This window comes from Patulibacter brassicae (genome assembly GCF_033949425.1).
GTDB lineage: Bacteria > Actinomycetota > Thermoleophilia > Solirubrobacterales > Solirubrobacteraceae > Patulibacter > Patulibacter brassicae.
In genome coordinates this window covers 1-21360 of the sequence record NZ_JAXAVX010000003.1, presented here as the reverse complement: position 1 = coordinate 21360, position 21360 = coordinate 1, and the positions used below count along the sequence as shown (strand labels likewise).

The following is a 21360-nucleotide window of genomic DNA, read 5'->3' as shown; positions in this document are numbered from 1 at the left end:
GTGCGCCGGCGGGCGTGTCGCACCGCACGCGCGGGCGGCAGAAGGTTTGCTAAGGTAATTACCAGTGCGAACCATATCCTCCGATACCGCCGCGCCCGAGCGCCTCGCCGGGCACCTGCGCCTGACGGTCGCCCGGCTCGCGCGCCGGCTGCGGCAGGAGGCGGGCTCCGGGCTCGGCCCCACCCTCACCGCCGCGCTGGCGACCGTCGAGCACCACGGGCCGCTGACCCCCAGCGCGCTCGCCGACCGCGAGCGGATCCGCCGCCCGTCGGCGACGCGGATCGTCGCGAAGCTCGAGGACGAGGGCCTCGTCCGGCGCGCGCCCGACCCGGACGATCGCCGGTCCTGCCGGGTGACGATCACCCCGGCGGGGCGGGCGCGGCTGGAGGAGGCCCGCTCGCGGAAGGCCGCGTTCCTCGCCGAGCGGGTCGCCGCGCTGAGCCCCGAGGACCGCGAGCTGCTCGAGCGCGCCGCCGGGCTCCTGGATCGCCTGCTCGAGGACGCCGCGCCCGCGCCGGCGTCCGCCCCGTCCCCCGCCGAGGAGCCCGCCACCACGTGACCGCCGCCCTGCACCGCACCTTCGCCGCCCTCGAGGTCCCGAACTACCGCCGGTACTTCGGCGGCCAGGTCGTCTCCGTCTCCGGCAACTGGATCCAGAACGTCGCCACGATGTGGCTCATGGTCCAGCTCACCGGCGACGGCCTCGCCGTCGGTCTGACCGTCGCCCTGCAGTTCCTGCCGCTCATGCTCCTCGGGGCGTGGGGTGGGCTGCTGGCCGACCGCGTGGACAAGCGGCGGCTGCTCCTCGGCACCCAGGCGGCCCTGGCGGCGCCGGCGATCGTGCTGGCGGCGACGACGGCGCTCGGCGTCGTGACGCCGCTGCTCGTCTACGCGATGGTGCTCGTGCGGGGCGCGGCGATGGCGATCGACAACCCGGCGCGCCAGTCGCTGCCGATCGAGCTCGTCGGCCCGGAGCGGGTCGTCAACGCGGTGGCGCTGAACAGCGTCGTGATCCAGGCGGCGCGGATCGTCGGCCCGGCCATCGCCGGCGCGACGATCGCGCTCGTCGGGATCGCCTGGTGCTTCGTGCTCGACGCGCTGACGTTCGTCGCGATGCTCGTCGCCCTGTGGCGGATCGACCCCGACGAGCTGCACCGGGCGCCGCGGGCGGCGCGCCGCCCCGGCGCGCTGCGCGAGGGCGTGCGCTACGTCGCGCGCACCCCGGCCCTGCGCATCCCGCTGGGGATGATGGCGCTCGTCGGGCTGCTGTCCTTCAACTTCCAGGTCGTCCTGCCGCTCCTGGCCCACGACACGTGGCAGGGCACCGCGACGACGTTCACGCTCCTGACGATGACGATGGCCCTCGGCTCGATCGCCGGCGCGCTCGCGGCCGGCTCGCGCGCGACGGTCAGCCCGCGGCTGCTCGTCGTCGCCGCGGCCCTCTTCGGCGTCTTCCAGCTGCTCGCCGCCGGGGCGCCGAGCCTGCCGCTGCAGCTCGTGCCGCTCGTCCTGCTCGGCGTCGCGTCGGTGACGTTCTCCGCCGGCGTGAACTCGACGCTGCAGCTCGACGTGGCGCCGGAGATGCGCGGGCGGGTGATGGGGCTCTACTCGCTCGTGTTCCTCGGCTCGACCCCGATCGGCGCGCCCCTCGTCGGCTGGCTCTCCGGCGCGGTCGGGCCGCGGGCCGGCATGGCGCTCGGCGGCGCCGCGGCGCTCGTCGCGGCCGCCGGAGCCTGGGTCGCCTACCGACGCGCCGGCATCGCGACCGGTCGGGCGGGCGTCGCCCCCACCACGGTCGCGGCCGAGCCGGCCGATGCGGCGGTGACCGGCGAGCTGCCGGTGGTCGTCGATCGTCGGGCGCCGCTGCCGGTCGCCGGCGCCGCGACCCGGCCGGCCGTCACGGGCGCGCTGCCCCGCGTGGGCCGGACGCCCGGCGTCACGGGCGAGCTGCCGGTCGCGGCGGCGGCGATGCGCGGGCCGCGACGGCCGCGCGCCTGCGAGGACCCGGCCGAGACCGGCGGCCGCGAGCGGCGGGCCGGCCGTCGGCGGACCGCCGCAGCGGCCCTCAGCGGGCGCGCCAGAGACCGCGCGTGAACAGCGCGAGGACCGTGAAGAGCTCGAGGCGGCCGAGGAGCATGAGGAAGCTCAGCCCGAGCAGGCCGGAGTCGGGGACCTCGGCGTAGGACTCCACCCCGCCGAGCTCGCCGAGCGCCGGCCCGACGTTGAAGAGGCAGGCCGCGGCGCCCGAGAACGCCGAGAGCAGGTCGAAGCCGTTGGCCGCCAGCAGGGCGGCGCCGCCGACGAGGGCGATGAAGGCGACGGCCATGAAGCCGTAGGCGGCGCGCACGGTGTCCTCGTTCACCGGCTTGCCGCCGATCCGCACGACGACGATCCGCTGCGGTGCGATCTGCCGCTGGATCTCCGCCCGGACGCCCCCGAACAGCGTCATCCACCGCCGCACCTTGAAGCCGCCGGTCGTCGAGCCGACCATCCCGCCGGAGACCATCGCGATGAGCACGATCAGCCGGGCCTCCTCGCCCCAGGTGTCCGGGTCCTGGGTCGTGAACCCGGTCCCGGTCACGAGCGACGCGGAGGTGAAGAGCCCCGCCAGGACGGAGTGCGGGGCGTCCTTGCCGGTGGCCGCGACGGTCAGCAGGACGCCCATCGCGACGAGGAACAGCAGGTAGGCGCGCAGCTCGGCGGCGTGCTGACCCAGGCCGCGGCGCAGCACGAGGCGCCACCAGACGACGTAGGAGACGCCGGCGGCGATCATCAGGACGAGCATCGCGACCTCGACCGGCGGCGAGTCGAACCCGCCCGCCGACGCCGTGCGGGTCGAGAACCCGCCGGAGGACACGATCGACATCGCGTGGTTCACGGCCTCCCACGGCGTCAGCCCGACGGCGAGCAGGACGAGCAGGGCGATGCTCGTCGCCGCCAGGTAGAGCTGCGCGGTGATCCGCGCGGTCTCGCGCATCTGCGGCGCCACGGTCTCCTCGGTCGCGCGGCTCGTCTCGCCGAGCAGGACGCGACGCGCGGCGCCGCCCGCCGCCGGGGCGATCGCCACGAGCAGGACGACGATGCCGATCCCGCCGATCCAGTGCGTGAGCGAGCGCCAGAGCAGGACGGCGTGCGCCTGTCCGTCGACGTCGGCGATCGCCGTGGCGCCGGTCGTGGTGATGCCGCTCGTGCCCTCGAAGATCGCCTGGGCCAGCCGGGGCGTGGCGTCGGAGAGCAGCAGCGGGACGGCGGCGAAGAGGCTCGTGACGACCCAGGTCAGGCCGGCGGCCATCAGCCCGTCCCGACCCGTCGGGGTCGGCATCGCCCGCTTGGCCCAGGTGCGGCGCAGGAGGAGCGCGGCCAGCAGCGCCACGCCGGTGGTGATCGCGAAGGCGCCGACCGCCTCGCCGTCGCCGACGACCGCGGTGGCGGTGCAGATCGCGCCGGCCGCGGTCATCGCGACCATGCCGGCGGTGAGCGCGCGACGGGTCAGCGGACCGAAGCGCGAGCCGATCGGCGCGCTGCGGCGCCGCTGCCGGCCGGTCCGGCGCCGGCGCGTCGTGCGCGCCCGCGCCACCTCGTCGGCGTCGCGGCCCTTGCTCACGCGCCGAGCGCCGTTCCGAGTCGCGTCGCGCCCTGGCCGACGGCCAGCACGAGCGCCTCGTCGCCGACCTGCAGCCGCTCGAGCTCCCGCGGGAGCTTCACCTCGCCGTCGCGGACGATGGCCGTGAGGAGCGTCTCGCGCGGGAAGGCCCCGACGATCGGGCGGCCGGCGAGCGGGTTGTCGGCGGCGATCGTGTACTCGATCGCCTCGAGCCCGTCGGCCAGCAGCGTGCTCTTGCGGGCACCGCCGCCGCGCGAGGTCTGCAGGATCCGCTCGGCGGCGGCCAGGCGCGGGGCGACCGTGCCGTCGACGCCGAGCGCCTCGGCCAGCGGTGCGAACTCCTCGCGCGAGAGGACCGCCAGCACGAGCCCGAGCTCCAGGCGGTCGGCGTGGGTGCAGGCGAGGAGCGTCGTGCGGTCGTCGCTGGCGCACGAGACGAACGCGTCGCAGGTGTCCACGCCGGCCTCGCGCATCGACGCCTCGGAGGCGCCCTCCTCCCAGACGACCTCGATCGAGCGGTGGCTCAGCGTCTCGGCGGCGTCGCGCGCGCGGTGCTCGTCGGGCTCGAGCACGATCACCTCGCGCCCGGCGGCGGCGAGGCGCGCGGCGAGCGGCACGCCGATCTGCCCGGCGCCGAAGATCGCCACCCGGTTGATCGGCCCCGCGGTCGGGTCGATCTCCCGGCACGCGGCCTTGAGCTGGTCGCGCGGCGCGCAGAGCACGAGGTGGTCGCCGGGCAGCGGCGTGGTGTCCTTCGTCGCCAGGTGGACGCGGCCGTCGCGCAGCAGCGCGGCGACCTTCGAGCGGGTCGCGTGCGGGCGGGTGGGGAGCGAGCGATGGGCCGCGGGCGAGCCCTCGGTCACGAGGCACTCCGCGAGCGAGAGCTTGCCGCCGGCGAAGCTCTCCACGCGGACGGCCCCCCGGACCCGCAGCGTCGAGAAGAGGTCGCCGACGGCGGCGAGCTCCGGCGAGACGAGCAGGTCGATGCCGAGGGTCCCCTCGGCGGTCTCGGCGTTCGGCGCGTAGTAGCCGGCGTCCCGCACGCGGGCCATCGTCCGGGGCGGGGGCTGGTCGGCGGGGTGGTGCTCGCGGGCGAGGAGGCAGGCGAGGAGGTTCGACGCGTCGCTGGCCGTCACGGCCACGAACAGGTCGACGCCGCCGGCGAGGTGCTCCCGCAGCCCGCGCGGACTCGTGGCGTCGGCCTTCTCGACGCGCACGTCGAGCCCCGCACGCGAGCGGCGCAGGAGCAGATCGGGATCGCGATCGAGCACGACGACCTCGTGCTCCTCCCGGGCGAGGCGCCCGGCGAGGTACCAGCCGACCTCCCCGGCCCCGACGATCAGCGCGCGCATCGACGGGAACCATCCCCGATCGGGAGGACGGCTGCGTCGATCCGGGGCATCTGCGGGCCCTCGTGCGGAGGACGCCGCCTCCTGGGGTCGCCGCGGCCGTCGCGAGCGGCAGCGCGTCGCGCGGTCCTTCCTCGCGTGGAACCGGTCGGCCCGTCCTTCGATCGGCGCTCGCTCGCGTGGAGGTGGTCGTCCCGCCCCTCGCGGGGTCCTGCCTCGCATGGACCGGGGCTGCGCGACTGCGTGTCCCCGCTCGGGGTGTGCCTGTGCGGCGTCGGGCGCGCGTGGATCGCCGGGGCTGTGCCGGGGTTCGCGCACGCGTCGTGGGGTGCGGAACCTCCTCCGTGCCCGCACCGTCGTCTGCGCGGGGGAGGTTCGCCGCGCCGGGCCGCCCGAACGACCCCATGGCGAGGCAGGATCCAGACGCCGAGGCCGTTTCCGCGGTCCGCTCTCCGCGACGGCCCGGGACGCCTCGCAGGCGGGGCGGCCGGCCTCCTCGCGCGCCGGCGCGTGACCGCCACGACTCCGCGTGACCGCCACGACTCCGCGTGACCGCCACGACTCCGCGTGACCGTCACGACCCCACGCCCTCCGGGGAGCGGCCCTGCGTCAGCGGGCCGCAGGCGAGCGTCGGCAGCCCCGGCGGGACGCCCTCGTCGAGCAGGCGGCGGAGCGCGGCGGTGTCGAGGTGCTCGGCGACGAGGTCGCCGAGCTGGTCCAGGCGCCGCTCGCGGACGTCGGCGAACCGCGCCGTGCCGGGCGCGAACGGCCGTCCCCGGTGCGCCGCGGCCCAGCGCAGGAGCGCGTGCCGGGCCTCGTCGTGCTCGAGCAGGCCGTGCCACGAGGTGCCCGCGACGACGCCGACCACGCACCCCTCGTCGCGGACGTCCCCCGGCGCCTCCTCCGCGGCGAGGGCCACGGGGTCCCCGACGACGAGCGGCGCGCCGCCGTGCCGGACGACGCGCCCGTGGCGGATCTCGTACCCACCGGCCGGAACCGCTCCGGCGCCGTTCCGCATCCCCCGGGGCGCGGTCGGTCCCGGTGCGCCGTCGCCGGGCTCCCGCGGCGGGGCCGCGCCGGCGAGACCGGCGCCGTCCTGCGTCGTGGGGGCCGTGCCCGCGAGACCGGCGTCGCCCCGCGCGGCGGCCGCCGCGCCCGCGCGAGCGCCGGTGAGCCCGCCCGCGTCGTCGAGCGCGAGCGCCCCGGTCCGGCGGCGGGTGATCTTCTCGGCGTGCATCGTCGTGCGGACCGGCAGCAGCCCGAGCCCGGGAACGGTGCCCGTCCCGGTCTCGACGCCCGCGTCCTCGATCGCGGCGCCGAGCATCTGGTAGCCGCCGCAGACGCCGAGCACCGGTCGGCCCGCGGCGACGCGCTCGGCGAGCGCGCGGTCCAGCCCCGCGGCGCGCAGGTCGGCGAGGTCGTCGACGGTCGCCTTGCTGCCGGGCAGGACGACGAGGTCGGCGTCCCGGATCGCGTCGGGGTCGCGAGTGAGCCGCAGGTCGACGTCCGGCTCGATCGCGAGCGCGTCGAGGTCGGTGAAGTTCGAGATCCGCCGCAGCCCGACGACGGCGACCCGGAGCGGGTCGGCCGTGCTCGCGCCGCGGTCGAAGCTCCGCAGCGCCAGGCCGTCCTCGGCGTCGAGCTCGAGACCGTCCGCCCACGGCACGACGCCGAGCACCGGTCGGCCGGTGAGCTCCTCGAGCCGCCGCACGCCCGGCTCCAGGAGGCCGGGGTCGCCGCGGAACTTGTTGATGACCGTCCCGGCGATGTGCGCCTGGTCGGCGGGCTCCAGCAGCGCGATCGTCCCGTAGTGGGCGGCGAGGACGCCGCCGCGATCGATGTCCCCGACGACGATCGCCGGGAGGCCCGCGGCGCGCGCGAGGCCCATGTTCACGAAGTCCCCCTCGCGGAGGTTCACCTCCGCCGGGCTGCCCGCGCCCTCGCAGACGACCGCGTCGAACCGGGAGCGGAGCGTCGCGAGGCTGTCGAGGACCGCGTCGCGCAGCTCCGCGCGCAGGCGGCGGTAGTCGCGCGCACCGGCCGTCCCGTAGGGGCGCCCGAGCAGGACGACCTGGCTCGTGCGCTCCCCGGTCGGCTTCAGCAGCACCGGGTTCATCAGCGCCTCGGGCTCCAGCCCGCACGCCGCCGCCTGGACCGCCTGCGCGCGCCCGAGCTCGAGCCCGTCCGGCGTCACCGCGGCGTTCAGCGCCATGTTCTGCGCCTTGAACGGCGCGACCCGGACGCCCTCGCGGTGCAGCCAGCGGCAGATGCCCGCGGTCAGCAGCGACTTCCCGGCGTCCGACGTCGTCCCGGCGACGAGCAGCGCGCCGGTGGAGCGGTCGGACGACGCAGCGGGCACGTCCGGCATCGTCGCACCCGGCCCGTCGCCGGCGACGCGCGCGCCTCCGCGGACGCCCGCGCGAGCGCGACCGGCACCGCCCGGACGATCGAGCGCTCCGGATCGCGGACCTCCTCCCGACCCGTGGCAGGGCCCCGTGGGCCGTGTCCGGCGTATCGCCCGCGTCCGCGTCGGCGCCGGCGTGGGCGCGCCGGCCGATCGTCGCGCGGAACGTGCCGGCCGGTCGTCGTCGATCTCGTGCCGGGCCGGGCAGCGACCTCGACGGACCGCGCGGCCTGCGTGCACCACGTCGACCTCGGCGAACGCCGCGCGGCGACCGCGACGGGCGACACGCGGGGCGACGCACGTCCGGCGTCGATCTCGTGCCGGGCCTGACGGTGACCTCGACGAACCGCACGGCCTACCTGCACGACGTCGATCTCGTCGAACGCCGCGCGGCGACCCCGACGGACGACACGGGGGGCGGTCCGGTCCCGGACCGGTGGCCCCGCCCCCGCCCACCGTCCGGGGCAGGGACGCCGCCCCCGCCGATCGCCAGGTCGGTGACGACGCGGGGAACAGCCGGTCCTGCCCTTGCACGAGCGCCCGAGGGTCCCCGGCGCGCGCCGGTCCCCGAGTCACGACGACGCCCGGACCCGCCCCGGCGCTGGTCCCCGGATCCGGCTCAGCGACGGCGCAGGAGGACGGCGGCACCCGCCGCGGCGACGGCGGCGAGCGCGCCGACGCGTCGCGAGAGGTCCGCGGCGCGCCGAAGGTCCGCTGGTCCGGGCGCGCGCCCCTCGCCGTGCAGGACCGGCCGCTCCTCGACCCGCCCGCCGTAGACGTTGCGGCCCCCGAGACGGACGCCGAGCGCCCCGGCGAAGGCGGCCTCGACCCGTCCGGCGTTCGGGCTCGGATGCGCCGCGCCGTCGCGCCACCAGGCCCGCAGCGCCGAGCGCGGCCCGCCGGTCGCCGACGCGCCGTTCGGGCTCGCCTCGGCTCGCCCGCCGTCGGGACGCGGCCACCCGGCGGCCGGGTCGTCGGCCGGCTCGGCGTCGGCTCGCCCTCCGTCGGGGCACACGCCGGCTGCCTGCGCGTCGGCCTTCCCCGGGGCTGCTCGCTGCCCGTCGGGACCCGCCCCGGGGGCGGCCTGCTCGTCGGCGTTCCCCGGGGCGGCTCGCCGCCCGTCGGGACCTGCCCCGCCGGCGCCTCGCGTCCCCGGCCACGTCGCGGCGAGCACGGTCAACGCGGCACCGGCGCGGGCGGCCGGCCAGCCGGCGAGGTCGTCGGCGCGCGCCGAGGCCCAGCCGAACCGCGCGTAGCGCGGCGAGCGGTGCCCGACCATCGCGTCCATCGTGTTCAGCGCCCGGTGGAGCGCGACCCCGGGCGCACCGAGCAGGGCGCCCCACGCGAACGGCGCGACGATCGCGTCCGAGGTGTTCTCGGCGACCGACTCGAGGCCGGCGCGGGCGAGGCCGGCCCCGTCGAGGGTCGCCGGGTCGCGGCCGACGAGGGTCGGCGCCAGCGCGCGGGCCCCGTCGAGGTCGCCCTCGGCGACGCGGCGGCCGAGCTCCTCGCCCGCCGTGGCGAGCGAGCGGCCGCCGAGCGCCGCCCAGGTCACGCTCGCCGTCAGCGCGGCGCGACGGATCGGCGCATCGCGCCAGCGCCGGTCGAGCACGAGGATCGGACCGGCGCCGAGCGCCACGCCGACGAGGGCGTAGGCGACGCCGGGGCCGCGGGCGTCGCGCCAGATCCGTCCCTCGAGCGCGGTCATCGCCTGGCCGAACAGCGCGACCGGATGCGCGCGGCGTGGATCTCCGAGGACGACGTCGGCCGCCCACCCCGCGAGCAGGCCGGCCCCCGCGGGCCAGGGCGCCGGTCCCGGATCCCTCATCGCGTCGCGGCGCCCCCGCGCGCCGTCCGCACGTCCGCGCGCGGCGGCGTCCAGTTCGCGCGGGTCAGCCGCCACCGGCCGTCGTGGGCGTGCAGCTCCGTGAGCGACCCGGGGGTCACGTCGATCCGCCAGGCCGCGTCCGCCGGGGCGCCGACGGCCGCCGCGATCGCCGCGCGCACGACCCCGCCGTGGGTGATCGCCAGGACCGGATCGGTCGGCTCGTCGGCGGCGAGCGCGCCGAGCCACCCGCCCACGCGCGCGCAGAGCGCCTCGAGCGATTCCCCGCCCGGCGGCGCGAACGCCGGGTCGGTCATCCAGGCGACGGCGGCCTCGGGGTCCTCGCCGTGGACGTCGGCGAGCGACCGGCCGGCCCAGTCGCCGAACCCGGCCTCGCGGAGCGCGTCGTCGACCCGGGCGCCGTCGTGCCCGAGGACCGCCACGGACTCCGCGCAGCGCCGGGCGGGCGACCGGCGGACGTCGACGCGCGCGGGCAGGTGCGGGGCCAGGGCGAGGAGCTCGGCGCGACCGCGGTCGTCGAGGCCCTCGTCCGTCGGGAACGCCGCGGCGCGGACGGCGCTCGTCGTGCCGTGCCGGACGAGCAGCAGCCGGACGGTCACGCGGTCGTGATCGGCCGACCGGTGACGATCGGGGCGAGGTGCGCCCCCACGACGGTGCGCAGCGCGGCCTCGTCGTCCAGCGGCAGCACGGAGTCCGGGGCGGCGAAGAGCGAGAAGGTGATCCGCGCGAGCAGCTCGGCGCTCGTGGCGGCGTCCTGCTCGCGCATCCGGCCGGCGGCGATCTCGCCCTCGAGGTACGTCTGCATGAAGTCCCGGCCGAGGGTCACGAGCGGCTCGCTGCCGGAGGTCACCCGCAGTGCGACGTCCTCCGGCTCCGTCTCGCGCAGGCGGGCGAGGAGCGGCTGGGCGACGACGGCGCGGATCGTCCGGACCAGGAGCTCGACGAGTCGCTCGTCGGGATCCTCGATGGCGCCGAGGGGGCGGCCGATCTCCTCGAGCTCGCGCCGGGCCTCCCGCATGACGGCGGCGGTGATGAGCTCGTCGCGCTGCGGGAAGCGGCGGTAGACGGTCATCCGCCCGACGCCCGCGCGCTTGGCGATGTCGCCGACGCTGGCGCGGCGGATGCCGATCGCCATGAACTGCTCGAGCGCGGCGTCGAGGATCCGGTCGCGCGTGGGGTCCTCCGCGGCCGCGTCGCCGGTGAGGTTCTCGGTGGCGACGTCCGGCCCGGGCACGGACCGATCATGGCAGGTGCAACGGTCGTCCCGTTGTCCCACCCGGACGGGTGGGGCGGCGCGCGCGCCGCCCCGGAACGGACCGCGCCCCGGACCGCCCGGCGTCGCGGGCGACCGGGGCGACGGTCGGAGGCGGAGAGAGGGGGATTCGAACCCCCGAACGAGTTTCCCCGTTACACGATTTCCAGTCGTGCCCGTTCAACCACTCCGGCACCTCTCCAGGGACCGACGAGGGTAGCGGGCGCGCGGTCGCGTGCGCGGCGCGGTCAGCGCGCCGCCCGGCCGTGGAGGAACGTCCGCACGCCGGCCGCCACGATCGCGGCGTCCTCCGCGCGGCGGGCCGCCTCCGGTGCGTCGGCCGTCGCCGCGTAGGCGGCGCCCTCGCGGCGCAACCCGACGAGCGCGGTCAGCTGCAGCGCCTCGAGCGCCGGGTCCTCGAGGGCGAGCCGCCCGGCGGCCGCGAGCCGCTCGAGCTCCTCGGCGACCCGGCGCTGGACCCGCCGCGGTCCGGCCTCCTGCCACGCCTCGATCACGTCGGCCGGGAAGTGCCCGGCCTCGGCGTTGATCTGGCGGACCATCGCGAAGTGCTCCGGGTTGCCGCCCCGGTGGCCGCGCATCGCGTGGCCGAGGGCGCCGAGCACCGCCGCGGGGTCGTTGCGGTCGACGGCCGCCAGGCCCTCGTCCGCGAGCGCGGCGAAGCCGTCGGAGACCTCCGTCGCGCTCTCCGTCAGGACCTCGGCGAACAGCCGCTCCTTGCTGCCGAAGTGGTTGTAGAGCGTGCGCGTCGACACGGCGGCCTCGGCGGCGATCGCGTCGATGCTCGCCCGGGCGTAGCCGTCGCGACCGAAGACCCGGCGCGCGGCGACGACGAGGTCGCGGCGCTTGCCGCCGCGGGGCGTCGTCGGGACGTCGTCGGACGGGGGATCGGCGGGGACGGCCACGGCCGGATCGTCGCAGACGGGCGACGGAGTGCAACGGTCGTTGTGCTCGCGGTGCGGGCGTGGTACAACGATCGTTGTAACGAGCGATGCTCGTGCCCGCGGCGTCCCGGTCGCGGTCCCGTCCCACCACCAGGAGACCCCGATGACCCCGGACGTCGGCGCCATCGCCCCGACCGACCACGACCCCCTCCGCCTGGGGGTCGTGGTCGGCAGCACCCGTCCCGGGCGGCGCGCCGACGCCGTCCTGGACTGGGTCCGGCCGCGGGCCGCGTCCCGGCCCGCGCTCGACGTCGCGGTGGTCGACCTCGCCGACCACGACCTGCCCCAGCTGGACGAGCCCGCGCCCGCCCGCCACGGCGCGCCGATCCACGCCCACACCCGCCGACTGGCCGCCGCGGTCGCGCCGCTCGACGCGCTGCTCTTCCTCGTGCCGGAGTACAACCACTCCCTCCCGGGCGTGCTGAAGACGGCGCTGGACCTCCTCAGCGACGAGTGGGCCGACCGGGCCGCGGGCCTCGTGACCTACGGCGCGGACGCCGGCGGGGCCCGGGCGGGCGAGCACCTGCGCGCGATCCTCGGCGAGCTCGCCGTCGCGACCGTGCAGCAGCAGGTCGGGCTGTCGTTCGTCGAGCACGCACCCGGCGGCGTCCTGGCGCCGACGGCACGGCACGAGGCGCAGCTCGGCGTCCTGCTGGACCAGCTCGAGCGGTGGGGCGGCGCGCTCCGGGTCCTGCGCCGGCCGGCCGGGGTCCTCGCATGAGCACCGCGGCCGCGACGCGGCGACCGTCCGCCGTCCGCCCCGCCGCGCCGGCGCCGATCCCCGGCACGGTCTGGCGCCTGGCGATCCTCATCGCGAGCGGGGCGTTCCTCTCGGGCCTCGACTCCTCGGTCGTCGCCGTCGGGCTCGACACGATGGCCGTCCGCCTGGGCACGGGCCTCGCCGACGCCCAGTGGATCGCGACCGCGTACCTCCTGGCGCTCGGCGTCGCGCTGCCCGCGTACGGCTGGGCCGGTCGGCGGTTCGGCTCCGGTCGCGTGTGGATCGGCGCCATGGCCGCCTTCACCGGCGCGTCGCTGCTCTGCGCGCTCGCGCCGTCGCTCGAGCTCCTCGTCGCCGCGCGGGTCCTGCAGGGCCTCGCGGCCGGGCTGCTCATCCCCGCGGGCCAGACGGTCCTCGGCGAGGCCGTCGGGCCGGAGCGGCTCGGCCGCGTGATGGCGACCCTCGGGATCTTCGTGACGGCCGGCCCGGCCCTCGGCCCCGTCGTCGGCGGGCTCGTCCTCGACGTCGCCGCCTGGCCGTGGCTCTTCCTGCTGAACCTGCCCGTCGGCGTCGCCGCGCTCCTCGCCGCCCGCCGGCTCGTCCCGCGCGGAGCCGCGGATCCGGCGCAGCGCGCCGACGGGCCCGGGCTGCTGCTGCTCGTGACCGGCATCCCCCTCGTGGTGCTCGCGGCGACCGCCGCGGGCGAGGGGCGCGCGCCGGGGGAGGCCGCCGTCCTCGTCCCGCTGCTCGCGGGCGTCGCGGCGCTCGTGGCGTTCGCCGCGTACGCGCCGTGGCTGCGCCGCCGGGCGGCAGCGGGTCCGGGCCGCGCGCGGCCCGCGCTCGACCTGCGGCTGCTCGCGCACCCGCGGTTCGCCGCGGCCGCCGTGACGTCGGCCCTCGCCGGCGCCGTGATGGTCGGCGGCGCGCTCGTGCTGCCGCTCTACTTCCAGCTCGGACGCGGACAGGACGCGCTGCAGGCCGGCGCGTCGATGATCGCGCTCGGGGCGGGGTCGATGATCGCGCTGCCGCTCGTCGGCCGAGCGATCGACCGGCTGGGCGCGGGCCGCGTGAGCGCGGTCGGCGGCGTCGCGGTCCTCCTCTCCACGATCCCCTTCGGCGTGCTGGACCTCGACGCTCCCTGGTGGCTCGTCCAGCTGCTGCTCGTCGTCCGCGGCGTCGCGATCGCGCTGGCGCTCGTCCCGACGATGACCGCCGCCTACCAGGCGGTGGACCGGCCGCAGCTGCCCGACGCGACCGCGCTCGTGAACATCCTCCAGCGGCTCGGCGGCGCGGTCGGCGGCGCCCTGCTCGCGATCGTCCTCGCGACGGGACTGCCGGACGGGACCGAGGTCGCCGTCCACCGGACCTTCTGGTGGCTCGCCGTCGCCGCGGGGCTGGCGGCGCTCTCCGCGTGGTGGCTCCTGCTCGTCGAGCGGCGCGAGCGGGTCGGCTGACGGGTCCCGCCTCGCGCCGGCCCTCGCGGCCGCGACCTCCGGCCGGTCAGGCCGCCGGCGGCAGCCGGACGCCGTCCATGATCGCCCCCTGCTGCTTCAGCACGGCCATCATCGGCACCGTCTCGATCTCGCGCAGCCCCGGGAGCTCGCCGAGGCGGCGCGTCACGAAGCCGTAGAGGTCGGCGCCGTCGCGGAACAGCCCCGACACGATGAGGTTCGTCCGGCCGCTCGTGGCGGCGACGAACGCGGTCTCGGGGTACGCGGCGACCTCGCGCCCGACCGCCTCCAGGTGGGCGGGCTCGACGGTGCACCAGAGCGTCGCCGTCAACGGGAAACCCAGGAGGGCGGTGGCGAGCTCGACGTCGAGGTACGCCGAGCCCTCGTCGATCAGTCGCTCGAGCCGCCGGCCGGTGGCGGACTCCGAGCGCCCGGTCAGGGCGGCGAGCCGCGCGTAGCTCGCCCGTCCGTCGGTGGCGAGGATCCGCAGGAGCTCCTCGTCCTCGACCTCGAACCGGGTCTGCGCCGCCTGGCTGCGCCGTCGGCCGTGCGGCCGCGTCCCCGGACCGAGCAGGCGCAGCTGCTCGCGGGAGAGCGGGTCGGGCAGTCCGTGCCACTCGGTCTCGGGCCCGTGGTCGTGGACCTGCAGCACGCTGAGCGTCACGACCCCGGTGACCTGGCTCGCGCGCGGGAGGCCCTGCAGCAGGAGCGCGTCGCGGTCGGCCGCCGAGCTCGCGCGCAGCGCGCAGGTGACCTCGGTGGCGCCGGTGGCGACCGTGACCCACGAGACGTCCGCGCGGCGGGTCAGCGCGCGCCCGAGCGCGGGGGCGGCCCCCGGCTGCGTCGAGATCCGCAGGAAGAGCCGCTCGGCCGCCGTCCAGGGGTTCGGCAGCACGATGACGCGCAGGGCTCGGGCGTCGCAGAGGCGCCGGTACCGGCGGGCGATCGTCTGCTCGGAGCATCCGAGGGCGGCGGCGAGCGTGCGGAACGGCGCGCGTCCGTCGTGCAGCAGCGCGTGGACGAGCTGCCGGTCCAGCCGGTCGACGGTGAGGGTTTCCGTCGCATGATCGGCCATCGATGGAAGTTTCTCGCACGTCGAGGCGGGGTGCTTGGCCATCGAGCGGGCGCTGCGGACGATGATCGGCATGTCCCGTCCCGACACCCCCGAGGCGACGCCGCCCGGCAGCCGGTGGCTGCCGCTCGTGGCCGTCTGCCTCGGCACCTTCATGCTCCTCGTCGACGTCACGATCGTGAACGTCGCCCTCCCGGACATGGCGATCGACCTCGAGGCGTCGTTCTCCGGCCTCCAGTGGGTCGTCGACGTCTACGCGCTGGCGCTCGCCGCGCTGCTCCTGCTCGTCGGCTCGATCTCCGACACCGTCGGCCGACGGCGGACGTACCTCGTCGGCCTCGCCGTCTTCACGGTCGCCTCGCTCGCCTGCGGCGTCGCGCCGAGCGAGGGCGCGCTGATCGCCGCCCGCGCCGTGCAGGGCGTCGGGGCCGCGGCGATGTTCGCCACGACCGTCGCGCTGCTGCACGCCTCCTACGACGGCCGCGACCGCGGCGTCGCGTTCGGCGTCTGGGGCGCGACCGCGGGCGCCGCGGCCGCCGCCGGGCCGATCGCGGGCGGGCTGCTCACCGGCGGGCTCTCCTGGCGCTGGATCTTCTTCGTGAACCTCCCTCTCGGGATCGCCACGATCCTCCTGGCGCGGCGGGTCGTCCGCGAGTCGCGCAACCCGCAGCGCCCGCGGATCGACTGGGCCGGCGGTGGGGCCTTCACGGTGGCGGCCGGCGCCCTGACCTACGCGCTCGTCCGCGTGCACGACGAGGGCTGGACGTCGGCGGCGACGCTCGGGATCCTCGCGCTCGCCGCCGTCGCGCTCGGCGCGTTCGTCGTCATCGAGCGCCGCACGCCGCAGCCGCTGCTCGACCTCGGCCTCCTCCGGCGCCCGGCCTTCACCGGCATGGTCCTCTCGGCGGTCGCGCTGTCGGCGGCGGCGTTCGCGTCGCTCGTCTACTCCTCGATCTGGCTGCAGACGGTGCTCGGGCTGTCCCCGATCGAGGCGGGCCTCGTGACGCTGCCGCTCAGCGGGCTGGCGTTCGTCGTCGCCGGCGCCTCCGGGCGCCACCTGCACCGGCTGTCGCCGCGCTGGGTCGTCGGCGGCGGGCTCGCGCTGATCGGCCTCGGCGACCTCGTGATGGCCGGCCTGGACGCGGGCTCGAGCTGGGCGCGCCTCCTGCCGGGCATGGCCCTCATCGGCCTCGGCGTCGGCCTCATCAACCCGCTGCTCGTCTCGACGGCGATGGCGTCGGTGCCCCCGCAGCAGGGCGGCATGGCCGCCGGCGCGGTGAACACCGGCCGGCAGCTGGGCCTCGCGGTCGGGATCGCGATCCTCGGCAGCGTCTTCAGCAGCCGGATCGGCGACGAGCTCGCCGGGCCCGACGCGCTCGCGCACGGCGTCGCCAGCGGCGGCACGCAGCGGATCCTCGACGCGGCGCCGAGCGGCGGCCGGGCGCAGCTCGACGACGCGATCCACGCCGCCGTCGCCTCCGGCCTCGGGACGACGCTGCTCGTCGCCGGGCTCGTCGGCGTCCTCGGCGGGGCGCTCGTGGTGGCGCTCGTCCGGCGCCCGCGGGCCCACGCCGACGAGGCGCCGGCGCCGGCGCGCGAGCCGGTCGCGGTCGCCGACTGAGCGACGGGTGCCGGGCGCGGTGCCCGGCACCGCTCCGCCGCCGGTCCGGGACGTCCCGTCCACCGCGCAGACGCCCCCGGTGCCCCGGGCGGGCGCCGGCGGGCCGGCGCTACTGCCAGGCGCCCTGGACGAGCAGCGGCGTCTCGGTGCCGTCGGCGGCGATCCCGATCGCCGCGACGTCGCGCGAGCCGACCATGAAGTCGACGTGGATCGCCGAGCGGTTCGCGCGCGGGTGGTCGGCCTCGTCGTCGAGGCACATGAGGTACGCCGATCCCAGCGCGATGTGGCTCGCGGCGTTCTCGTCGAGGAGCGTCTCGTGGAAGACCGTGCCGGTCTGCCCGACGCGGCCGTCGCCGTCGACGAGGGCGAGCTCGCCGAGCCGCCGGGCCCCGGGGTCGCGCTCGATCCAGCGCCGCATGACGTCGGCCCCGGTCGTCGCGTCGAGCCGCACGACCTCGCCGCCGCGGAACTCGACCTCGATCCCGTCGACGGTCGTGCCGCCGAGGGTCAGCGGCTTCGTCGCCCGGACCACGCCGTCGACCCGCGCCGGGTCGGGGGTCGTGAAGACCTCCTCGGTCGGGACGTTCGCCTGGTGCGTGATCCCGCCGACGGTGTCCATCCCCGCGGCGATGAAGCGCGAGGACGGCAGGAGGCCGACGGTGAGGCTCGTCCCCGGGCCCTCGAGCCGGATCGCGTCGAGCCGCCGGGCGTTCAGGCGCTCGGCGTTCGCCTGCAGCTCGTCGGAGCGAGCCCGCCAGGCGGCGACCGGGTCGGGCTCGTCGAGCCGGCAGACGACGCGGATGTCCGCCTCGAGCCGGCGCAGGGCCTCGGCCGGGTCGAGACCGGGGAAGACCTGCTGCGCCCAGCCGACGCTCGGCGCTGGGACGACCGTCCAGTTCAGCTCGCGGCGATTGATGACCTCCGCGGTCTGCTTCAGCGCCGGCAGCTGGTCGCGGCCGACGCGCGCGGGGTCGATGTCGGCGAAGACGCCGGGTCGCACCTGGCCCGTGAGCGAGATGTTCGCGGCGCGCTCGCGCCCGAGCGTCTCGATCCGGTCCCCGAGCCACGGCGGGACGACGTCGAGGTCCTCGTCGGCGGAGTGCAGCAGGCGCTCGCGCTTCACGAGCGGGTCGAACCACGCGACGTCGACGAAGCGGGCCCCGGCGGCGTAGGCGGCGCCGGCGATCGCGCGCGCGAGCGGCTCGTGGCCGCCGACCTGGGCGCTGATGGACACGAACTGCCCGGGCTGGACGTTCGCGCCGGCGTGGACCGCCAGCGCCGCGAGGCGCTGCAGCAGGTCGGCGTCGGGGGTCGGCTCGGTCGTGCTCATCGCCGGTCACGCTAGTGGACGGCGGGGACCGCGTCGCAACGGCCGACCCGGCGGCGTTCCCGGCCCGGGGGAGGGTTAGGCTTGCCGTCGTGAGCCCGTCGGCGACGCCCCCCACGACCGCCGTCGAGGACTACCTGAAGGCGGTCTTCGCGCTGGAGTCCCGCCTCGGCGGCGCGGTGCCGACGACGGCCCTCGCGGAGCGGCTCGGCATCACCCCCGGCGCGGTGTCGGCGATGCTGCGCCGCCTCCACGACCTCGGCCTGCTGGACCACGAGCCCTACCGCGGGGTCCAGCTCACCGAGGAGGGCCGGCGGGTGGCGCTGCGCACGCTGCGCAACCACCGGCTGCTGGAGCTCTTCCTCGTCGAGGTCCTCGACGTCCCGTGGGATCGCGTCCACGACGAGGCCGAGCGGCTGGAGCACGCGCTGAGCGACGACCTCGCGGAGCGGATCTCGGCGAAGCTCGGGCACCCGCAGTTCGATCCGCACGGCGACCCGATCCCGACGCAGCAGCTCGAGATGACCGAGCAGCGCACGCGCCGGCTGTCCGACGTCGAGGTCGGCGACGAGGTGCGGTTCGTCCGGGTCTCCGACGCCGACCCGGCGATGCTCCGCTTCCTCGCCGCGCGCGGCATCACCCCCGGCGTGACGCTGACGCTCACCGACCGCCAGCCGTTCGGCGGGCCGCTGACGGTGCGCCTCGCCGACGAGGACCATCCGCTCGGCCCGCAGCTCGCCGCCGCGATGCGGGTGAGCTAGGGCGCGGGCCCCAGCCCGTGCGTCGGCCGTCACGACCGTCGGGCACGGATCGGCGAGGGCCGGTGACGACCCGGCGGGCGGCGCGGCCGTAGCCTGTCCCGCGTGACGGCGGGCCGACAGCCGGTGGGGCGCTGGGAGTGGTGGGCGATCGGGGCGATCGTCCTGGTCGCCGCGCTGCTGCGGCTCTGGAACGTCGACCAGAACCTGCCGCTCGTCTACAACATCGACGAGAACGCCCGGTTCGTGCCCGACGCGGCGCGGTTCTTCCAGGAGCGGCTCGACTACCGCGAGCTCGTCAACCCGCCCGGGATGATGGTCCTGCTCTCGCTGCTGGACCACGTCTGGTTCGGCGTCCAGGGCCTCAGCCCGACGGAGGGCCTGGACCAGCACCCCACGCAGGCCTACCTCCTCGGGCGGCTCGTCGCGGCGCTCATGAGCACGGCGGCGATCCCGGTCCTCTGGTGGGCCGGCCGGATCCTCCTGGGGCGCCTGGCGGCCATCGTGGCCGCGGCGCTCCTGGCGGTCGCGTTCCTGCCGGTCGCCTACTCGCGCCTGGCGCTGAGCGACGGGCCGACGGTGCTCTTCCTCGCGGTCGGGATCCTCGGCGCCGCCTGGATCCTGCGCGACGGCGACCGGCGGGGCTACCTCGCGGTCGGCGTCGCGGTCGGCCTGGCCGCGGGCTTCAAGTACAACGCGGGCATCGTCGTCCTCGTCGGGCTGGCGGCCGCCGCCCTGCGCCTGCGCGCCGACGGTCGTGGGCCGGTGCTGCGGCGGACCGTCGTCATGGGGGTCGTGGCGCTCGTCGCGTTCGTCGTCTCCAACCCGTACGTGCTGATCGATCCGCACGAGATGTGGCGGGCGATCGAGTACCAGCAGAAGTGGGCGACGAGCGGCCCCTACGTCGGCGAGCCGCGCACGAGCGGCTTCGCGTTCTACGCCTGGGCGGCGACCTGGGGCGTCGGCTGGCTGCCGACGATCGCGGCCCTCGTCGGCTCGCTGCTCCTGCTCTGGTGGCGTCGCCCCGTCGCGGCGCTCCTCCTGCCGCTCGTCGCGCTCTACCTGCTCATCATGGGCGGGCAGGACCGGTTCTTCGCCCGCTGGATGCTCCCGATCGTGCCGGTGATGTGCCTGGCCGCCGGCTTCGCCGTGGCCGAGGTCGCGCGCCTCGTCCGCGGGGGCCGGGCCGCGGCCGGCGACGCTCCGGGGACGGCCTCCCGCGATGCCGTGGCGGTGGACCCCGGCGACGCCCCGACCGCGGCGACCGGCGCGGGCGACCCCGCGCGGTCCGGGCCGCCGCTCGAGCGCCGGCCGGCCGTCGCCCTCGGCGTCGCCGCCCTGCTCACCGTGGCCCTCGGCGCGCAGTCGCTCGTGCACGCCGCCCACACCGTCGCGGTCGTCGGGCGCGACGACACCCGCACGGTGCTGCGCGACTGGCTGCTGGAGCACGTGCCCGCCGGCGACGGCGTGGTGCTCGAGTCGATGTCGCCGGCGGCGTGGCAGCCGACGTTCGACGGCCGCCAGGCGTGGTTCAGCCTCACGCGCTGGTCGATCTACCACTCGATCCCGGCCGTTCAGCGCCGCGACCGCGACCGCTACCCGCGACAGACGCGGACGAAGGCCGGCTTCTCGGGCTGGGTCGGGATCCTCTACCCCGAGCTCGTGGACCGGTTCCAGCAGTACGGCTACTGCTGGGTCGTGACGTCGAGCTACCAGGCGGGTCGCGCGGCGCGCACGCCGTACCTCGCTCGGCAGGCGGTGCGCTTCTACCGCGAGCTCGCGCGACGCGGCACGCTCGTGCACCAGATCAGCCCGTTCGCCCGCGACGCGACGGGACCGGGCGGCACGCGCGGGCCCTTCGGTCCGCTCGAGGCCCCGGTGAAGTACCAGATCGACCGCCAGGCGACGACGTACGAGCTGGCCTACGACCGGCCCGGACCGCTCGTCTCGGTCTACCGGCTGACCGGCGGTCGCTGCGCGGCGCCGTCGCCGGTGATCCCGAGCGCCCCGCTGGACTGACCCGGGGGCCGCCGACGCCGCGGGCGCGTCCGGGGTGGACGCGGCACCGCTCCGGTGCCGGGCGATCCCCACGTGGTGCCGCCGTCGCCCGGGTAGGGTCGCGCCGATGCCCTCCACCAAGCGCTCCCGGGTCCGTCGCGCGTTCGGACCGTTCTTCGTCGTCGCCGGGGTCCTGCACTTCGTGACGCCGAAGACGTACGAGGCGATCATGCCCGACTACCTGCCGGCCCACCGCGAGCTCGTCTACGCCAGCGGCGTCGCCGAGATCGTCGGCGGCGCGGCGACGATGCACCCGCGCACCCGGCGCTTCGGCGCGTGGTTCTCGGCCGCGACGCTCGTCGGGGTCTTCCCGGCGAACCTCCACATGGCGCTGCACCCCGAGCGCTACCCGCAGATCCCGGGCGGTCGCCGCTCGCTGCTGCTGCGGCTGCCGTTCCAGCTCGCCTTCCTCGCCTGGGCCTTCGCGGCTGGTCGGGGCGACGCGCGCCGCTGACGCCGCGACGAGCGGGGACGTCGCCCGGCCGGAGCAGGCGCTCCACCCCGGCCGGGCGACGGTCACGCGGGCGCGATCGAGACGCTCGTGATGGCGTCGCCGTGCGTCTCGAAGTCGAACGCGAAGTCGAGCGGGCCGCCCGGGAAGTCGCCGTCGCCGGACGCCACGAGGCGACCGTCCGCGTAGGTCTTCGGCGTGATGACGACCCGCGGCTCGATCAGGTGGCTCGCGATCCAGGCGCGGATCTCGGCCTCGGTGCCATGGGTCTTGCCGTCGTCGGCGACGGTCGCCCCGGGGGCGAACGTCGCGAGGATCGCGTCGGCGTCGTGGGCGTTCGTGCTCGTGATGAACGCCGCGATGGCCTGGGGCAGGTTGGGCACGGTCATGATGCTCGGTCTCTCCGGGGTCGGTGCTGGGGATCGGCGCGTTCGCGCTCGAGGTCGGTGGGCGTGGGGGGGGGCGGGGGGGCGGCGGGAGCGGG

The 21360-nt window shown here is 77.0% G+C and carries 18 protein-coding genes and 1 tRNA gene; 8 read left to right on the top strand and 11 right to left on the bottom strand.

Annotated features, from left to right (window positions below; all coding sequences use genetic code 11):
- Window positions 1–64: 64 nt before the first annotated feature.
- Together SK069_RS07830 and SK069_RS07825 are read left to right on the top strand one after the other, a co-directional pair.
- Window positions 65–559, top strand: a complete 495-nt coding sequence (locus SK069_RS07830; RefSeq protein WP_319953648.1) for a MarR family winged helix-turn-helix transcriptional regulator — start codon at window positions 65–67, stop codon at window positions 557–559.
- Window positions 556–2094: an MFS transporter gene (locus tag SK069_RS07825; protein ID WP_319953647.1), complete on the top strand. Its 1539-nt coding sequence runs from the start codon at window positions 556–558 to the stop codon at window positions 2092–2094. The genes SK069_RS07830 and SK069_RS07825 overlap by 4 nt, the downstream gene beginning before the upstream one ends.
- Here SK069_RS07825 and SK069_RS07820 read toward each other — a convergent pair.
- The 8 genes from SK069_RS07820 to SK069_RS07785 all read right to left on the bottom strand — a co-directional run bounded on the left by SK069_RS07820 (window position 2066) and on the right by SK069_RS07785 (window position 11378).
- On the bottom strand, window positions 2066–3604 hold the full coding sequence (locus SK069_RS07820) for a TrkH family potassium uptake protein (RefSeq protein WP_319953646.1): 1539 nt from the start codon (window positions 3602–3604) through the stop codon (window positions 2066–2068). The genes SK069_RS07825 and SK069_RS07820 overlap by 29 nt on opposite strands.
- The gene (trkA, locus tag SK069_RS07815) at window positions 3601–4956 is read right to left on the bottom strand and encodes a Trk system potassium transporter TrkA (RefSeq protein WP_319953645.1); all 1356 of its coding nucleotides are present in this window, start codon (window positions 4954–4956) and stop codon (window positions 3601–3603) included. The genes SK069_RS07820 and trkA overlap by 4 nt, the downstream gene beginning before the upstream one ends.
- A 571-nt stretch (window positions 4957–5527) precedes the next feature.
- Window positions 5528–7321, bottom strand: coding sequence for a cobyric acid synthase (locus SK069_RS07810; RefSeq protein WP_406628271.1), 1794 nt, complete (start codon window positions 7319–7321; stop codon window positions 5528–5530).
- Between the two features lie 655 nt (window positions 7322–7976).
- Window positions 7977–9185 (bottom strand): CobD/CbiB family cobalamin biosynthesis protein, encoded by a 1209-nt coding sequence (locus tag SK069_RS07805; RefSeq protein WP_319953643.1) that lies wholly within the window; start codon window positions 9183–9185, stop codon window positions 7977–7979.
- Window positions 9182–9802 carry a histidine phosphatase family protein gene (locus SK069_RS07800; RefSeq protein ID WP_319953642.1) on the bottom strand — a complete coding sequence of 207 codons (621 nt, stop codon included), beginning with the start codon at window positions 9800–9802 and terminating at the stop codon, window positions 9182–9184. Before SK069_RS07800 ends, SK069_RS07805 begins: the two co-directional genes overlap by 4 nt.
- Window positions 9799–10437, bottom strand: coding sequence for a TetR/AcrR family transcriptional regulator (locus SK069_RS07795; protein WP_319953641.1), 639 nt, complete (start codon window positions 10435–10437; stop codon window positions 9799–9801). The genes SK069_RS07800 and SK069_RS07795 overlap by 4 nt, the downstream gene beginning before the upstream one ends.
- A 133-nt stretch (window positions 10438–10570) precedes the next feature.
- Window positions 10571–10657: transfer RNA gene (locus SK069_RS07790), tRNA-Ser, on the bottom strand.
- A 46-nt stretch (window positions 10658–10703) separates the two neighbouring features.
- On the bottom strand, window positions 10704–11378 hold the full coding sequence (locus SK069_RS07785) for a TetR/AcrR family transcriptional regulator (RefSeq protein WP_319953640.1): 675 nt from the start codon (window positions 11376–11378) through the stop codon (window positions 10704–10706).
- 142 nt (window positions 11379–11520) lie between these two features.
- Between SK069_RS07785 and SK069_RS07780 the strand changes: the two genes are divergently transcribed.
- Both SK069_RS07780 and SK069_RS07775 read left to right on the top strand, forming a co-directional pair.
- Window positions 11521–12138 (top strand): NADPH-dependent FMN reductase, encoded by a 618-nt coding sequence (locus tag SK069_RS07780; RefSeq protein ID WP_319953639.1) that lies wholly within the window; start codon window positions 11521–11523, stop codon window positions 12136–12138.
- Window positions 12135–13592, top strand: coding sequence for a DHA2 family efflux MFS transporter permease subunit (locus SK069_RS07775; RefSeq protein WP_319953638.1), 1458 nt, complete (start codon window positions 12135–12137; stop codon window positions 13590–13592). Before SK069_RS07780 ends, SK069_RS07775 begins: the two co-directional genes overlap by 4 nt.
- Window positions 13593–13638: 46 nt before the next feature.
- On the opposite strand, the gene SK069_RS07770 is transcribed toward SK069_RS07775, so the two are convergent.
- Window positions 13639–14736, bottom strand: coding sequence for an Lrp/AsnC family transcriptional regulator (locus SK069_RS07770; protein ID WP_319953637.1), 1098 nt, complete (start codon window positions 14734–14736; stop codon window positions 13639–13641).
- On the opposite strand from SK069_RS07770, the gene SK069_RS07765 reads away from it, so the two are divergent.
- Window positions 14735–16282 carry an MFS transporter gene (locus tag SK069_RS07765; RefSeq protein WP_319953636.1) on the top strand — a complete coding sequence of 516 codons (1548 nt, stop codon included), beginning with the start codon at window positions 14735–14737 and terminating at the stop codon, window positions 16280–16282. The two genes, SK069_RS07770 and SK069_RS07765, sit on opposite strands and share 2 nt — an antisense overlap.
- 109 nt (window positions 16283–16391) lie before the next feature.
- Here SK069_RS07765 and SK069_RS07760 read toward each other — a convergent pair whose 3' ends face one another.
- Window positions 16392–17612 (bottom strand): aminopeptidase, encoded by a 1221-nt coding sequence (locus SK069_RS07760; protein ID WP_319953635.1) that lies wholly within the window; start codon window positions 17610–17612, stop codon window positions 16392–16394.
- A gap of 89 nt (window positions 17613–17701) precedes the next feature.
- Here SK069_RS07760 and SK069_RS07755 point away from each other — a divergent pair, with 89 nt between their 5' ends.
- The 3 genes from SK069_RS07755 to SK069_RS07745 all read left to right on the top strand — a co-directional run bounded on the left by SK069_RS07755 (window position 17702) and on the right by SK069_RS07745 (window position 20879).
- Window positions 17702–18370: a metal-dependent transcriptional regulator gene (locus SK069_RS07755; RefSeq protein WP_319953634.1), complete on the top strand. Its 669-nt coding sequence runs from the start codon at window positions 17702–17704 to the stop codon at window positions 18368–18370.
- A gap of 102 nt (window positions 18371–18472) precedes the next feature.
- Window positions 18473–20386, top strand: coding sequence for an ArnT family glycosyltransferase (locus SK069_RS07750; RefSeq protein ID WP_319953633.1), 1914 nt, complete (start codon window positions 18473–18475; stop codon window positions 20384–20386).
- A 106-nt stretch (window positions 20387–20492) separates the two neighbouring features.
- Complete coding sequence (locus tag SK069_RS07745; protein WP_319953632.1) at window positions 20493–20879, top strand: DoxX family protein; 387 nt, start codon at window positions 20493–20495, stop codon at window positions 20877–20879.
- A gap of 62 nt (window positions 20880–20941) precedes the next feature.
- Here SK069_RS07745 and SK069_RS07740 read toward each other — a convergent pair whose 3' ends face one another.
- Window positions 20942–21259 (bottom strand): nuclear transport factor 2 family protein, encoded by a 318-nt coding sequence (locus SK069_RS07740; RefSeq protein ID WP_319953631.1) that lies wholly within the window; start codon window positions 21257–21259, stop codon window positions 20942–20944.
- Window positions 21260–21360: the final 101 nt, after the last annotated feature.